At 71.1% G+C, this 14,009-nt stretch carries 12 protein-coding genes; 6 read left to right on the top strand and 6 right to left on the bottom strand.

Going from position 1 to position 14,009, the window contains the following annotated elements:
- Nucleotides 1-23: 23 nt before the first annotated feature.
- Nucleotides 24-1,730, bottom strand: a complete 1,707-nt coding sequence (locus OG446_RS23365; RefSeq protein ID WP_328895856.1) for a glycerol-3-phosphate dehydrogenase/oxidase — start codon at nt 1,728-1,730, stop codon at nt 24-26.
- Between the two features lie 242 nt (nt 1,731-1,972).
- Here OG446_RS23365 and OG446_RS23360 point away from each other — a divergent pair, with 242 nt between their 5' ends.
- Both OG446_RS23360 and OG446_RS23355 read left to right on the top strand, forming a co-directional pair.
- On the top strand, nt 1,973-3,235 hold the full coding sequence (locus OG446_RS23360) for a nucleotide sugar dehydrogenase (protein ID WP_328895855.1): 1,263 nt from the start codon (nt 1,973-1,975) through the stop codon (nt 3,233-3,235).
- 117 nt (nt 3,236-3,352) lie between these two features.
- Nucleotides 3,353-3,937, top strand: a complete 585-nt coding sequence (locus OG446_RS23355; protein ID WP_328895854.1) for a hypothetical protein — start codon at nt 3,353-3,355, stop codon at nt 3,935-3,937.
- A 78-nt stretch (nt 3,938-4,015) separates the two neighbouring features.
- Here OG446_RS23355 and OG446_RS23350 read toward each other — a convergent pair whose 3' ends face one another.
- The 4 genes from OG446_RS23350 to OG446_RS23335 all read right to left on the bottom strand — a co-directional run bounded on the left by OG446_RS23350 (nt 4,016) and on the right by OG446_RS23335 (nt 8,395).
- Nucleotides 4,016-5,140 (bottom strand): GuaB3 family IMP dehydrogenase-related protein, encoded by a 1,125-nt coding sequence (locus OG446_RS23350; protein ID WP_173315126.1) that lies wholly within the window; start codon nt 5,138-5,140, stop codon nt 4,016-4,018.
- 105 nt (nt 5,141-5,245) lie between these two features.
- Entirely contained in the window at nt 5,246-6,748 is a 1,503-nt protein-coding gene (gene guaB, locus OG446_RS23345) for an IMP dehydrogenase (RefSeq protein WP_148020274.1), read from the bottom strand.
- 137 nt (nt 6,749-6,885) lie between these two features.
- Nucleotides 6,886-7,461, bottom strand: coding sequence for a sigma-70 family RNA polymerase sigma factor (locus OG446_RS23340; RefSeq protein WP_148020273.1), 576 nt, complete (start codon nt 7,459-7,461; stop codon nt 6,886-6,888).
- Between the two features lie 322 nt (nt 7,462-7,783).
- Nucleotides 7,784-8,395, bottom strand: a complete 612-nt coding sequence (locus tag OG446_RS23335) for a response regulator transcription factor (RefSeq protein WP_003948568.1) — start codon at nt 8,393-8,395, stop codon at nt 7,784-7,786.
- Nucleotides 8,396-8,806: 411 nt separating this feature from the next.
- On the opposite strand from OG446_RS23335, the gene OG446_RS23330 reads away from it, so the two are divergent.
- Nucleotides 8,807-9,133 (top strand): WhiB family transcriptional regulator, encoded by a 327-nt coding sequence (locus tag OG446_RS23330; RefSeq protein WP_328895853.1) that lies wholly within the window; start codon nt 8,807-8,809, stop codon nt 9,131-9,133.
- 161 nt (nt 9,134-9,294) lie between these two features.
- Here OG446_RS23330 and OG446_RS23325 read toward each other — a convergent pair whose 3' ends face one another.
- Nucleotides 9,295-10,185: a LysR family transcriptional regulator gene (locus OG446_RS23325; protein WP_328895852.1), complete on the bottom strand. Its 891-nt coding sequence runs from the start codon at nt 10,183-10,185 to the stop codon at nt 9,295-9,297.
- An 80-nt stretch (nt 10,186-10,265) separates the two neighbouring features.
- Between OG446_RS23325 and OG446_RS23320 the strand changes: the two genes are divergently transcribed.
- The 3 genes from OG446_RS23320 to OG446_RS23310 all read left to right on the top strand — a co-directional run bounded on the left by OG446_RS23320 (nt 10,266) and on the right by OG446_RS23310 (nt 13,354).
- Nucleotides 10,266-10,946 (top strand): MOSC domain-containing protein, encoded by a 681-nt coding sequence (locus OG446_RS23320; protein WP_328895851.1) that lies wholly within the window; start codon nt 10,266-10,268, stop codon nt 10,944-10,946.
- A 103-nt stretch (nt 10,947-11,049) separates the two neighbouring features.
- The gene (locus tag OG446_RS23315) at nt 11,050-12,570 is read left to right on the top strand and encodes a multicopper oxidase family protein (protein ID WP_328895850.1); all 1,521 of its coding nucleotides are present in this window, start codon (nt 11,050-11,052) and stop codon (nt 12,568-12,570) included.
- 10 nt (nt 12,571-12,580) lie between these two features.
- Nucleotides 12,581-13,354 carry an SDR family NAD(P)-dependent oxidoreductase gene (locus OG446_RS23310; RefSeq protein ID WP_328895849.1) on the top strand — a complete coding sequence of 258 codons (774 nt, stop codon included), beginning with the start codon at nt 12,581-12,583 and terminating at the stop codon, nt 13,352-13,354.
- Nucleotides 13,355-14,009 lie beyond the last annotated feature (655 nt).

Here is a 14,009-nt window from a genome sequence, read left to right as displayed (position 1 = left end):
CGGTGGCAGGCCGGGACGCTGTCCTAGATGGGGACGATGTCCGGCGCTCCCAGCCGCGCCGCGTCCGCCGTCAGGTCGTCGGGCTGGCGCTGCGACTCCCGTTCCGCCTCCACCCGCTTCTCGTAGTGCGCGACCTCACGCTCGATCCGGCCCTGGTCCCAGCCGAGCACCCGCGCCATCAGCTCCGCGCACAACCGCGCGGAGCGCGTGCCGCGGTCGAAGGTCTCGATGGAGATCCGGGTGCGCCGGGTCAGTACGTCGTCGAGGTGGCGGGCCCCCTCGTGCGAGGCCGCGTACACGATCTCGGCCTTCAGGTAGTCGTCGGCGGCCGGCAGCGGTTCACCCATCACCGGGTCGGCGACGATCAGCTCCAGGATCTCCTCGGTCATGGAGCCGTACCGGTTCAGCAGGTGCTCCACCCGGGCGACATGGAGGCCGGTGCGGGCGGCGATCCTGGCCCGGGCGTTCCACAGGGCGCGGTAGCCCTCGGCGCCCAGCAGCGGGATGTCCTCGGTGACGCACTCCGCGACCCGCTGGTCGAGGCCGTGCACCGCCTCGTCCACGGCGTCCTTGGCCATCACCCGGTACGTCGTGTACTTGCCTCCCGCGACGACGACGAGGCCCGGCAGCGGGTGCGCCACCGTGTGCTCGCGCGACAGTTTGCTGGTCGCGTCCGACTCGCCGGCCAGCAGCGGCCGCAGCCCCGCGTAGACGCCCTGGACGTCGTCCCTGGTCAGCGGCGTGGCCAGGACCGAGTTGACGTGTTCGAGCAGATAGTCGATGTCCGCGCTGGAGGCGGCCGGATGGGCCTTGTCCAGGTCCCAGTCGGTGTCCGTGGTCCCGACGATCCAGTGCCGTCCCCACGGGATGACGAAGAGCACGGACTTCTCCGTCCGCAGGATCAGGCCCGTGGAGGAGTGGATGCGGTCCTTGGGGACGACCAGATGGATGCCCTTGGAGGCCCGCACATGGAACTGGCCGCGCTCGCCGATCAGCGCCTGGGTGTCATCCGTCCAGACGCCGGTGGCGTTGACCACCTGTTTGGCCCTGACCTCGTACTCGCCGCCCGCCTCGACGTCCGCCACCCGGGCGCCGACGACCCGCTCGCCCTCCCGGAGGAAGCCGACCACCCGCGCCTGGTTCGCCACGTGCGCGCCGTATCCGGCGGCGGTGCGCACCAGCGTCGCCACATAGCGGGCATCGTCCATCTGGGCGTCGTAGTACTGAAGGGCCCCCACCAGGGCGTCCCGCTTGAGCGCCGGTGCGACCCGCAGCGCCTGGCGGCGGGAGAGGTGCCGGTGCACGGGCAGCCCGCGGCCGTGCCCGGAGGACACCGACATCGCGTCGTACAGCGCGACGCCGGAACCGGCGTACAGCCGCTCCCAGCCCTTGTGCTGCAAGGGGTAGAGGAACGGCACCGGCTTCACCAGGTGCGGGGCGAGACGCTCCAGGAGCAGTCCGCGCTCCTTCAGCGCCTCACGGACGAGCGCGAAGTCGAGCATCTCCAGATAGCGCAGCCCGCCGTGGATCAGCTTGCTCGACCTGCTCGACGTGCCGGACGCCCAGTCGCGCGCCTCGACCAGTCCGGTCGAGAGCCCTCTCGTCACCGCGTCGAGCGCCGTCCCGGCGCCGACCACGCCCGCCCCCACGACCAGCACGTCCAGTTCGCGCTCGGCCATCGCGGCGAGCGATGCCGCACGCTCCGCGGGTCCCAGTGTCGCTGTCCTCACTGCTGCCTCCCGGTAGATCGGGGTGGTCCGGCACGGGGATGCGGTCCGACCGCGGGGTCGGGTGCCCGTGCCCACTCCTCGATTCTGTCCGCGCTCCGCGACTTCAGCCACCGCCTGTGGACAACACCCGGACGACGGAGACCACACAATGCGACATATAGGTCATATTTACGCCTAGTCTGACATTGCACTGTCCCCAGCAGTTGCGCTTTCTCGGTTCTCAGGGAAGGACGGCCACCCACGTGCCTGCAGACCTCGCCGTCATCGGACTCGGTCACCTCGGCCTGCCCCTCGCCCAAGCCGCCGTCTCGGCCGGGATCCAGACCATCGGCTACGACACCGACCCCCGGGCCTTCGCCGAGCTCTCCGCGGGCCGCACCCCCGTCGAGGGATCGCTCACCGCGTCCGACATCCGCCGGATGCTGTCCGGCGGGTTCCGCCCCACCACCAACCAGGCCGAGCTGGGCCGGGTCCGTACCGCCGTGATCTGCGCCCCCACCCCCCTGGGCCCCGACCGCACCCTCGACCTCACCGCCGTCGGCGACGCGGCCCGCGCCCTGGCCGCCCGGCTGCGCCCGCACACCACCGTGCTCCTGGAATCGGCCGTTCCCCCGGGGACCACGGAGAACTTCCTGCTCCCCCTCCTCGAAGACGGCTCGGGCCTGCGCGGCGGACGCGACTTCCACCTCGCCCACTCCCCCAGCCGCCTCGACCCCGGCAACCGCGCCCACGTCTACACCAACACCCCCAAGGTCATCGGCGGCCTGACCCCCGCCTGCACCGAATCGGCCGCCGCCTTCTACGGCCGGCTCACCGACAAGGTCGTCCGCGCCCGCGGCCCGCGCGAGGCCGAGATGACGAAGGTCCTGGAGACCAACTTCCGGCACGTCAACATCGCGCTGGTCAACGAGATGGCCGTGCTCTGCCACGACCTCGGCGTCGACCTCTGGGACGTCATCCGGTGCGCCGAGACCAAACCCTTCGGCTTCCAGCCCTTCCGCCCCGGTCCCGGCGTCGGCGGTCACGGCGCCCCGGTCGACCCGGGCTACCTCCCGTACAACAGCCGCACCCCCGGTCACCCGCTGCGGATGGTCTCGCTCGCCCAGGAGATCAACGACCGGATGCCGCAGTACGTGATCCAGCGCTGCGCCACCCTCCTCAACGAGCACGGGAAATCCGTCCGCGGCGCCCGGATCCTCCTCCTGGGCATCACCTACAAGCCCGACCTCGCCGACCAGGAGGCCTCCCCCGCCCGCGAGATCGCCACCCGGCTGATGGACATGGGCGCCCAGATCGGTTACCACGACCCACACGTCCTGGACTGGCGCGTACGCGAACTCCCGGTCCCGCGTGCCGATTCGCTGTACGAAGCCGCATCGAGCGCCGATCTGACGGTGCTGCTCCAGCACCACCGCACCTACGACCTCCAGGGCCTCGCGGTGAAGGCGCAGCTCCTTCTCGACACCCGTGGAGCGACCCCGGCGGGGGCCGCGCACCGGCTCTGAAACCACTCCCCGCTCAGTCCCCCCAAGGATTCCGATGGGTCAATGTCGGAACCGACTGCTAGCCTGCGGCGTCACTCCTCGCACACTCGTGCGCCACAGTCCCAGGGGGAACCCACCATGAGCACGCCCGTACCACCGCCGAACCAGCCGTACGACGGCCAGCCGCAGCCCGGCAACCCCTACGCCGCGCAGCCCGGCCAGCCCCAGCCCGGCGCCCCGACCGGCAACCCGTTCGCGGGTCAGCAGCCCGTCGGCGCCCCGTTCGGCGGCGGTGCACCGTTCGCTCCGGTCGCCCCCGCGCGCAACAACGTGGGCCTGGGCATCCTGGTCGCGTTCATCGCGGCGCTCGTCGCGGCGGGCATCTACGGTGCGATCATCGGCGCCACGAAGCACGAGATCGGCTACGCGGCCGTGGGTGTCGGCGCCATCGTCGGCTTCGCCGCCGGCAAGCTCGGCGGCCGCAACCCCGCCCTGCCCGTCATCAGTGGCGCACTCGCCCTGGTCGGTGTCTACTTCGGCCAGCTGCTCGGTGAAGCGATCATCATCAGCAAGCAGCTCCCGCTCTCGGTCACCGAGATCTTCCTCGACCACTTCAGCGACCTGAACACGGTGTGGAAGGAAGACTCCGACGCGATCAGCTTCGTCTTCTTCGCCGTCGCCGCCGTGGTCGCGTTCTCCACGGCCCGCAAGACGTCCGACTAGTCGCGGACCGCACGCACGGCACACGGGAGGGCCCGGACCGCGATCGCGGTCCGGGCCCTCCCGTCATGCTGCGGGGACTCAGCGGCGGTGCTGCGAGTCCGCCACCGTCACCTCGACGCGCTGGAACTCCTTGAGGTCGCTGTACCCCGTCGTCGCCATCGCCCGGCGCAGGGCGCCGAAGATGTTCATCGAACCGTCGGGGGTGTGCGAAGGACCGGTGAGGACCTCCTCGGTCGTCCCGACGGAGCCGAGGTCGACCAGCTTGCCGCGCGGCACGTCCTCGTGAACGGCCTCCATGCCCCAGTGGCGGCCGCGGCCCGGCGCGTCCGTCGCACGGGCGAGCGGGGAGCCCATCATCACGGCGTCCGCGCCACAGGCGACGGCCTTCGGGATGTCGCCGGACCAGCCGACGCCGCCGTCCGCGATCACGTGCACGTACCGGCCGCCGGACTCGTCCATGTAGTCACGGCGGGCACCGGCCACATCGGCGACCGCGGTCGCCATCGGGACCTGGATGCCGAAGACGTTGCGGGTGGTGTGCGCGGCGCCGCCGCCGAAGCCGACGAGGACACCGGCCGCGCCCGTGCGCATCAGGTGCAGGGCCGCGGTGTACGTGGCGCAGCCGCCGACGATCACCGGGACGTCCAGCTCGTAGATGAACTGCTTCAGGTTGAGCGGTTCGGCCGCACCCGAGACGTGCTCGGCGGAGACCGTCGTACCGCGGATGACGAAGATGTCCACACCCGCGTCGACGACGGCCTTGGAGAACTGGGCGGTGCGCTGCGGGGAGAGCGCGGCGGCGGTGACGACACCGGAGTCGCGCACCTCCTTGATGCGCTGGCCGATCAGCTCCTCCTGGATGGGGGCGGAGTAGATCTCCTGGAGCCGGCGGGTCGCGGACTCGACCGGCATCTCGGCGATCTCGTCGAGGAGCGGCTGCGGGTCGGCGTGCCGGGTCCACAGGCCTTCCAGGTTCAGCACCCCGAGGCCGCCGAGCTCGCCGATGCGGATGGCGTGCTGCGGGGAGACGACGGAGTCCATGGGAGCGGCCAGGAACGGCAGCTCGAAGCGGTAGGCATCGATCTGCCAGGCGATCGAGACCTCCTTCGGGTCACGGGTCCGGCGGCTCGGGACGACGGCGATGTCGTCGAATGCGTATGCCCGGCGGCCGCGCTTGCCGCGCCCGATCTCGATCTCAGTCACGATGGTGTGGCCTTTCCCTCTACGTCTGCGCTGTCCAGTATCCCCGACACGTGCCGGAGGGGCGGTCCCGGGAACCCCCGGACCGCCCCTCCCTCGCGCGTCGCGCTACTTCCTGCTGTAGTTCGGTGCTTCGACCGTCATCTGGATGTCGTGCGGGTGGCTCTCCTTGAGACCCGCGGACGTGATCCGTACGAAGCGGCCCTTGCTCTCCATCTCGTCGACGGAGGCGGCGCCCACGTAGCCCATCGTCTGGCGGAGACCGCCGACGAGCTGGTGCAGCACGTTGGCCAGCGGGCCGCGGTAGGGCACCTGGCCCTCGATGCCCTCGGGGACGAGCTTGTCGTCGGAGGACACCTCGGCCTGGAAGTAGCGGTCCTTGGAGTACGAGCGGCCCTGTCCGCGGGACTGCATCGCGCCCAGCGAACCCATGCCGCGGTACGACTTGAACTGCTTGCCGTTGATGAAGAGGAGCTCGCCCGGCGACTCCTCGCAGCCCGCGAGGAGGGAGCCCAGCATCACGCTGTCGGCACCGGCGGCCAGCGCCTTGCCGATGTCGCCGGAGTACTGGAGGCCGCCGTCGCCGATGACCGGGACGCCCGCCGCACGGGCGGCCAGCGCGGCCTCGTAGATCGCGGTGACCTGCGGGACGCCGATGCCGGCGACCACGCGCGTGGTGCAGATCGAACCGGGTCCGACGCCGACCTTGACGCCGTCCACTCCGGCGTCGACCAGGGCCTGGGCGCCGTCGCGGGTCGCGACGTTGCCGCCGATGACGTCCACGTTCACGGCCGACTTGATCTTCGCCATCCAGTTGAGGGCGTTGCTGTTGTGGCCGTGCGAGGTGTCGACGATCAGGAAGTCCACCCCGGCCCCGGCCAGCGCCTGGGCGCGGTCCAGTGCCTCCGGGCTGGCGCCGACGGCCGCGCCGACGAGCAGCCGGCCCTCGGCGTCCTTGGCCGCGTTCGGGTACTGCTCGGCCTTCTTGAAGTCCTTGACCGTGATGAGGCCCTTGAGGATGCCCGCCTCGTCGACCAGCGGAAGCTTCTCGATCTTGTGGCGGCGCAGCAGCTCCATGGCGTCCACGCCGGAGATGCCGACCCGGCCGGTGACCAGCGGCATCGGCGTCATGACCTCGCGCACCTGGCGCGAGCGGTCCGACTCGAAGGCCATGTCGCGGTTGGTGACGATGCCGAGCAGCTTGCCCGCCGGGTCGGTGACCGGGACACCGCTGATGCGGAACTTGGCACAGAGCGCGTCGGCGTCGCCGAGCGTGGCGTCCGGGCCGACCGTGATCGGGTCGGTGACCATGCCGGACTCGGACCGCTTCACCAGGTCGACCTGGTTGACCTGGTCCTCGACCGAGAGATTGCGGTGGAGCACGCCGACGCCGCCCTGACGGGCCATGGCGATGGCCATCCGGGCCTCGGTGACCTTGTCCATCGCGGCGGACAGCAGCGGGATGTTCACGCGTACGTTCCGCGAGATGAGCGTCGAGGTGTCGACCGCGTTGGGGAGCACCTCGGATGCGCCCGGCAGCAGCAGCACGTCGTCGTATGTCAGCCCGAGCGTCGCGAATTTCTCGGGCACTCCGTCGACGTTTGCAGTCATGACACCTTCCCCAAATGGCCTTGATCGGTGCGGATGTCCATGCTAACGGCCTCTGGGGGCGTCTCATTCCACGGGCAAGATCACCTGGAGGTTCTGTAGCTTCCTACGGCACCTCTACGCGGCACCGCTGTCCCGCTTCACTGTTCCGCGAGGGCCCGCAGCCGGCTGAGCGCACGGTGCTGGGCGACCCGGACGGCACCCGGTGACATGCCGAGCATCTGCCCGGTCTCCTCGGCGGTGAGCCCGACGGCGACCCGCAGGACCAGCAGCTCGCGCTGGTTCTCCGGGAGGTTGGCGAGGAGCTTCTTGGCCCAGGCGGCATCGCTGCTGAGGAGCGCCCGCTCCTCGGGCCCGAGCGAGTCGTCCGGCCGCTCCGGCATCTCGTCGGAGGGCACCGCGGTCGATCCCGGGTGCCGCATCGCGGCCCGCTGGAGGTCGGCCACCTTGTGGCCGGCGATGGCGAAGACGAAGGCTTCGAAGGGCCTGCCGGTGTCCTTGTACCGCGGCAGTGCCATCAGCACCGCGACACAGACCTCCTGCGCCAGGTCCTCCACGAAGTGACGGGCATCACCGGGCAGCCGGTTCAGCCGGGACCGGCAGTAGCGCAGCGCGAGGGGGTGAACATGGGCGAGCAGATCATGGGTGGCCTGCGCGTCGCCCTCGACGGCGCGATGCACCAGGGCACCGATCACCGTCGTTCCGTCCTCGCGCATCGAACCATGGTGCCCCGGCGCCGCGTCATCCGCGGCACCGCGTCCGTAGTTGTGCACTGAAGCGTTATGAGCGGGTGCGCCGGAAGTCATGTCCTGCGCCCTCCCCTTCCGCTCGACCGAATCGTTCCCGAGGAACTCCACGCCTCAAGGATGCGTCATCGGCCGGGAAGCGTCACATGCCGCCGGGGCGGCGGGCTGCACGGGCGGCGTACGAGCGGGTCGCGTCCTCGGACACGACCCGGCTCCGCACCGCTCGCGCGGGGTCGCCCCGTCCGCCCGCGAGCGGACGGGGATGGGATCGGCGGCCGGTCACGGCCGGTCCTCAGCGGACCAGGCCCCAGCGGAAACCGAGTGCCACCGCGTGCGCCCGGTCCGAGGCTCCGAGCTTCTTGAACAGACGCCTGGCGTGCGTCTTCACCGTGTCCTCGGAGAGGAACAGCTCACGGCCGATCTCCGCGTTGGAGCGACCGTGGCTCATTCCTTCGAGGACCTGGATCTCACGCGCCGTGAGCGTGGGCGCCGCACCCATCTCGGCCGAGCGCAGCCGGCGCGGGGCGAGCCGCCACGTCGGATCGGCCAGGGCCTGGGTGACGGTCGCCCGGAGCTCCGCCCGGGAGGCGTCCTTGTGCAGATACCCGCGGGCCCCGGCGGCGACCGCGAGCGCGACCCCGTCCAGGTCCTCGGCGACGGTCAGCATGATGATCCGCGCCCCGGGGTCGGCGGAGAGCAGCCGACGGACGGTCTCCACACCTCCCAGACCGGGCATGCGTACGTCCATGAGAATCAGATCCGAACGGTCGGCACCCCAGCGGCGGAGGACTTCCTCCCCGTTGGCCGCCGTCGTCACACGCTCGACGCCGGGCACGGTCGCGACCGCGCGACGGAGCGCTTCTCGGGCAAGCGGGGAATCGTCGCAGACGAGAACGGATGTCATGACCGCCCTCCGCAGCTGATGCGCGTCACCTTGTGCCTCCAGGCTGTTACAAGTCGTCACCTGTGCGGTTGACACTCTCGGACATCTGCCCGATCGCTTTCTCCGTCAACCGCCTCAGCTCTCTCAACGATGGTCACTCGAAAGAGTTACGGGTCGGACAACCGGGTTCGGCACTCTACGTGAGGGCCCGAGCACGGAGGAGAGCGCCACGGGTCGTCCAGCCGTCAACCGAAAACTTCCCGTGAACTTATGCCCCATTTAGCGGGTTTTCTTCCCTTTTGCTGGTGTCTGTGGCTAGATTCGCAATCAGTCATATTTACATCTACTAACACCGTAGATGTACGGTCATGGGCACGGTACGACGGAAGACCACGACGTTTCCGACTCAGCATGGTTTCGAGGGGACAAGCAATGGCAGATTTCTCCCGCCTTCCCGGACCCAACGCCGATCTGTGGGACTGGCAGCTGCTGGCGGCCTGCCGAGGGGTCGACAGCTCCCTGTTCTTCCACCCCGAGGGCGAACGCGGAGCCGCCCGGAGCGCCCGTGAGACCTCCGCCAAAGAGGTCTGCATGCGCTGCCCGGTACGCGCCGAGTGCGCCGCCCACGCGCTGGCGGTACGCGAGCCCTACGGGGTGTGGGGAGGACTGACCGAGGACGAACGCGAGGAGCTCATGGGCCGGGCCCGCAACAGGCTGATCAGCGCGGCCGCTCCCTCGTTCCCGCCCGGGCACGGCTGACCCTGCCGCGCCCCATCAAGGCGGAAACGTTTCTTCAATCACGGCCGGGCCGTGGGTGCACAGGGGTCGGCCGGGCCGTGGGTGCACAGGGGTCGGCCGGGCCGTGGGTGCACAGGGGTCGACCGGGCTACGGGCCTCCAGGGGCCGGCACGGCCGGCCGCTCAGCGGGCGGCCGCCAGCGACAGCTGGTCCAGGGTGGCCGCCACGGCCGGGACCTGCGCCAGGTCGGGCAGGGTCAGCGCGACGATCTCGCGCTCGATGGCGGGCTCCACCGTCACGGTCCTGGCTCCCCTGGGGCGTACCGACTCGATCGCCAGCGCCGGCAGGACGGCCACCCCGAGGCCGGCGCCGACCAGACCGATCACCGCCGGGTAGTCGTCGGTGGCGAAGTCGATCCGCGGGGTGAAGCCGGACGCCTCGCAGACCTCCACGAGCTGCCGACGGCAGCGCGGGCAGCCGGCGATCCACGGCTCCCCGGCGAGTTCACCGATACCCACCTCGTCCCGGTCCGCGAGGGGGTGCCCTTCGGGGACGAGACCGATCAGCCGGTCGGTCAGCAGGGGCCGCACCACCAGGTCGTCCCACTCCGCGCCCTGCGTGCCGTACCGGAAGGCCAGCGCGATGTCGCAGTCGCCGTCGCGCAGCATCTCCACCGAGCGCGGCGGCTCCGCCTCGACCAGGGAGACCCGGGTGCCGGGATGCGCGGCCCTGAGCGCCGCGAGGGCGCCCGGGACCAGGGTGGAGCTGCCGCTGGGGAAGGAGACCAGCCGGACCCGTCCGGCCCGCAGCCCGGCGATCGCGGCGACCTCCTCCTCGGCTGCGGTGAGCCCGGCGAGGATGCCGGAGGCGTGCCGCACGAGCGCCTCACCGGCCTGCGTCAGCCGCATCTCCCGCCCGGTGCGGATGAGCAGCGTGGTGCCCGCCGAGGACTCCAGCGCCTTCATCTGCTGGCTGACGGCGGGCTGGGTGCAGCCGAGCTCGCGGGCGGCGGCGGAGAAGGAGCCGGTACCGGCCACGGCGCGCAGGACTCGGAGATGACGGGCTTCGATCACCCTTCCAACATAAGGGACTCTTGGGTCTACTGCGAACTATTCACTTACAGCTTTGAGTCAGGACTCGCTAACGTTCGGGCATGACTGCGAAGACTGTGCTGACCGTGAACGCGGGCCGTCCCACGGTGGCGCACTACACCGACGCCCCGGGCGGCATGACCGGGATCGACAAGCACCCCGTCGAGGGACTCATACGGGTCTGCGACCCCGGCCCCGAGGGCGAGGGCGGCAGCGGTCTGGCCGGGGACGCGGTCTGCGACCTGCGCCATCACGGTGGCTCGCACCAGGCCGTGTACGCCTTCGCCCGCGAGGATCTCGACGGGTGGGAGCGGGAACTGGGGCGCCCACTGGCCAACGGCTCGTTCGGCGAGAACCTGACCACGGGCGGCCTGGAGGTCGGCGGCGCACTGATCGGCGAGCGCTGGCGGATCGGCGCGGAGCTGGTCCTGGAGGTGACCTCCGGCCGGATTCCGTGCCGTACGTTCGCGGGCCACCTCGACGAGGCGCGCTGGGTCAAACGCTTCACTCGGGCCGCGGCCCCCGGGGCGTACCTCCGGGTGATCACGCCGGGCAGCATCCGGGCCGGCGACCCGGTCGAGATCGTGCACCGGCCGGACCACGAGGTCACGGTGGAACTGCAGTTCCGGGCCGTGACGACGCACCGCGAGCTGCTGCCGCTGCTGCTGCCGGCCGGCGAGGCGCTGCACCCCGAGGCGCTGCGGAAGGCGCGCGCGTACGAGGAGAAGCTCGCGGCGCCCTGACGGGGACCCGGCAGGGGGACCCGGCCGCCTAGGGGGACGGTCGGGGACCTGTCAGGGATCTGCCCCATGTGGCGGATCCGCCCCGGGAGAAATCCTGAGGGGCATGGAGAAGACCAGGGGACGACAGCGGTTGAGGCGCGTGCTCATCACGTCGGCGGTGGTGACGGGCGTCCTGGTGGCGGCGGTCGGCGGCGGGTTCGCCTGGCTGTGGACCGGGGCGGACGTCAGCACCGTGGGGAAGGTCCGTTTCAGCCAGCGCATGGCCGTACCGCCGCTGGCGGAGTCGACCGTGGGCCCGGACGGCACCCGGGTCTTCGATCTGCGGATGCAGTCGGGCGAGACGGAGTTCGAGGACGGCCGCCCGACGCCGACCTGGGGCTTCAACGGCAGCTATCTGGGCCCGACGCTCCGCGCGGAGCGCGGTGAGCGGGTGAAGGTGCGGGTACGCAACACCCTCGACGAGGCCTCCACCGTGCACTGGCACGGCATGCACCTGCCCGCCGCGATGGACGGCGGCCCGCATCAGATGGTGGCGGCGGGCGGCGCGTGGGCCCCGCGCTGGAAGGTCGACCAGCCTGCCGCCACGCTCTGGTACCACCCACATCCGCACGGGGCGACCGAACAGCACGTGCAGCGCGGTCTGGCCGGCTTGTTCCTGATCGACGACGCGCGCTCACGGCAGTTGGCGCTCCCGAAGAAGTACGGCGTGGACGACCTTCCGGTCATCGTGCAGGACGTCACCTTCGACGGGGCCCGGTTCGACCACGGCCACTCCTTCCTCGCCAAAACCGGCTTCCTCGGCAAGCGGACCATGGTGAACGGCACGCTCGACCCGTACCGGGAGGTCGGCGACGAACGCGTACGGCTACGGCTGCTGAACGCCTCCACCGCGCGCATCTACACCTTCGGCTTCGACGACGACCGCGCGTTCGACCTGGTCGGGACCGACGGCGGACTGCTGGAAAGGCCGGCGGCGATGAACCGGATCCAACTCTCCCCCGGCGAGCGTGCCGAGGTCGTCGTCCGGATGCGGCCGGACGAGCGGACCGTGCTGCGCAGCTACCCGTGGCGCGCCGGCAACAACTGGGAGAAGCGGTTCGACGGGGGCGACGACTCCTTCGACGTACTGGAACTGCGCGCGGCGCACCGGCTGCGCCCGTCGCCCGCACTGCCCGCGAGGCTGGGCGAACCGGAGCTGCCCGACGGGACGGACGCGGCGCACGGGCGCTTCTTCGAGCTGCGCAGGTCGGGGATCAACGGGAAGCCGATGGCCATGGACCGGATCGACGAGACCGTGGTGCGGGGCACGGCCGAGACGTGGACGCTGCGCAACGGCGGCGACATGACGCACAACTTCCACGTCCACGACGTGCAGTTCAGGGTGCTGGAGGTGAACGGCCGGGAGCCGGAGCCCGCTTTGCGGGGCCGGAAGGACACGGTCGCGATCCCGGTGGGTACCACGATGAAGATCGCGCTCCGGTTCGACGGGCCCGCCGATCCCGACACTCCGTACATGTACCACTGCCATCTGCTGGCCCATGAGGACCACGGGATGATGGGCCAGTTCGTGGTCGTCGGGCCGGGGCAGCGGGCTGGTCGTCCTGGCGTCCATCCGGGGCACTAACGTGCCGCGTATGACGACTGCACTGATTACGGGCGCGACCGCGGGCATCGGCGCCGCCTTCGCGCGGCGGCTCGCGGCCGAGGGGCACAACCTCGTGCTGGTGGCCCGCGACACCGACCGGCTGCGGGAACAGGCCACCGAACTGCACGACCGGCACGGCATCGAGGCCGAGGTGCTGACGGCGGACCTGTCCGCGGACGACGGGATCGCCGCGGTCGAGAGCAGGCTGGCCGACCGTAAGCAGTCGGTCGATCTGCTGGTCAACAACGCCGGGTTCGGCAACAAGGGGCACTTCCTCGATGTCCCCATGGCGGATGAACTGGCCATGCTGAAGGTGCACTGCGAGGCGGTCCTGCGGCTGACCTCGGCGGCCGCGGCGGGCATGAAGGAGCGCGGCAGGGGCGGCATCGTGAACGTGGCCTCCGTCGCCGCGTTCGTGCCGCGCGGTACGTACGGGGCGTCCAAGGCGTGGGTCGTGCAGTTCACCCAGGGCGCGGCGAAGGACCTGGCCGGTTCGGGCGTGCGGATGATGGCCCTGTGCCCCGGCTTCGTTCGGACGGAGTTCCATGAACGGGCCGGGATGGGCACCGGGAACATCCCGGGCTGGATGTGGCTCGACGCCGACAAGCTGGTGGCGGCGGCGCTGGCGGACCTGGCGCGCGGGAAGTCGCTCTCGATCCCCGACGCGCGGTACAAGGCGTTGATGGGCCTGGTGAAGGTGACGCCGCGCGGCCTGCTCGGAGGGGTCACCTCCAGGACAGGCCGCAAGTACGGACCCCAGTGAGCGGTGGGTTATCGCAGGCCGCGGCCCGCGTAGGCGCCGTCCACGGGGACGCGCTGTCCCGCTCGGCGTAGCTCACGCCCTCCTGCCCGTGCAGCCCGTGCAGCCCGTCCGGCCCGTCCGGCCCGTCCAGCCCGTCCAGCCCGTCCAGCCCGTCTCGGTGGCCTCACCGGCCACACCGGCCACAGCGGCCACAGCGGCCACAGCGGCCACAGCCAGCCTCACGGGGGCAGCGGCCGATCCAGCCTCGCCGGCGTTTGAGGCGCGGGGTCCGGGGCGGAGCCCCGGGGGCGCTGCCCCCGTACCCCCGCTCCTCAATCGCCGGAGGGGCTGGATCGGCCGAGCCTCATCCGCAGGCAAGCCCGGACACCGGGCTGAAGCCGGCCCGAAAGCTGACGCCGGCCCAAAGGGCCGGAGGAAGCCAGGGGCCGGAGGAAGCCAAGGGGGCCGGAGGAACCCAGGGGGGCGGAGGAACCCAGAGGGGCCGGAGGAACCCAGAGGGGCCGGAGGAACCCAGAAGGGCCGGAGGAACCCAGAAGGGCCGGAGGAACCCAAGGGGGGCCGGAGTTGGCCGGCCGGCCTGAACGCCGGACAGGAACAGGCCGACCCGGCCGGACGCGCGAAAGGCCCGGTACCCCTCGCGGGGTACCGGGCCTCA

The sequence above is a fragment of the Streptomyces sp. NBC_00236 genome (assembly GCF_036195045.1).
Lineage (GTDB): Bacteria > Actinomycetota > Actinomycetes > Streptomycetales > Streptomycetaceae > Streptomyces.
Note: the sequence above shows the minus strand (reverse complement) of the source record. Positions and strands in the feature narration are given on the sequence as shown.

Coding starts and splice junctions, on each gene's coding strand:
- OG446_RS23315 (WP_328895850.1), top strand. CDS start 11,050: ATGGAGAAGACCAGGGGACGACAGCGGTTGAGGCGCGTGCTCATCACG.
- OG446_RS23340 (WP_148020273.1), bottom strand. CDS start 7,461: ATGCGCGAGGACGGAACGACGGTGATCGGTGCCCTGGTGCATCGCGCC.
- guaB (WP_148020274.1), bottom strand. CDS start 6,748: ATGACTGCAAACGTCGACGGAGTGCCCGAGAAATTCGCGACGCTCGGG.
- OG446_RS23320 (WP_328895851.1), top strand. CDS start 10,266: ATGACTGCGAAGACTGTGCTGACCGTGAACGCGGGCCGTCCCACGGTG.
- OG446_RS23330 (WP_328895853.1), top strand. CDS start 8,807: ATGGCAGATTTCTCCCGCCTTCCCGGACCCAACGCCGATCTGTGGGAC.
- OG446_RS23310 (WP_328895849.1), top strand. CDS start 12,581: ATGACGACTGCACTGATTACGGGCGCGACCGCGGGCATCGGCGCCGCC.
- OG446_RS23335 (WP_003948568.1), bottom strand. CDS start 8,395: ATGACATCCGTTCTCGTCTGCGACGATTCCCCGCTTGCCCGAGAAGCG.
- OG446_RS23355 (WP_328895854.1), top strand. CDS start 3,353: ATGAGCACGCCCGTACCACCGCCGAACCAGCCGTACGACGGCCAGCCG.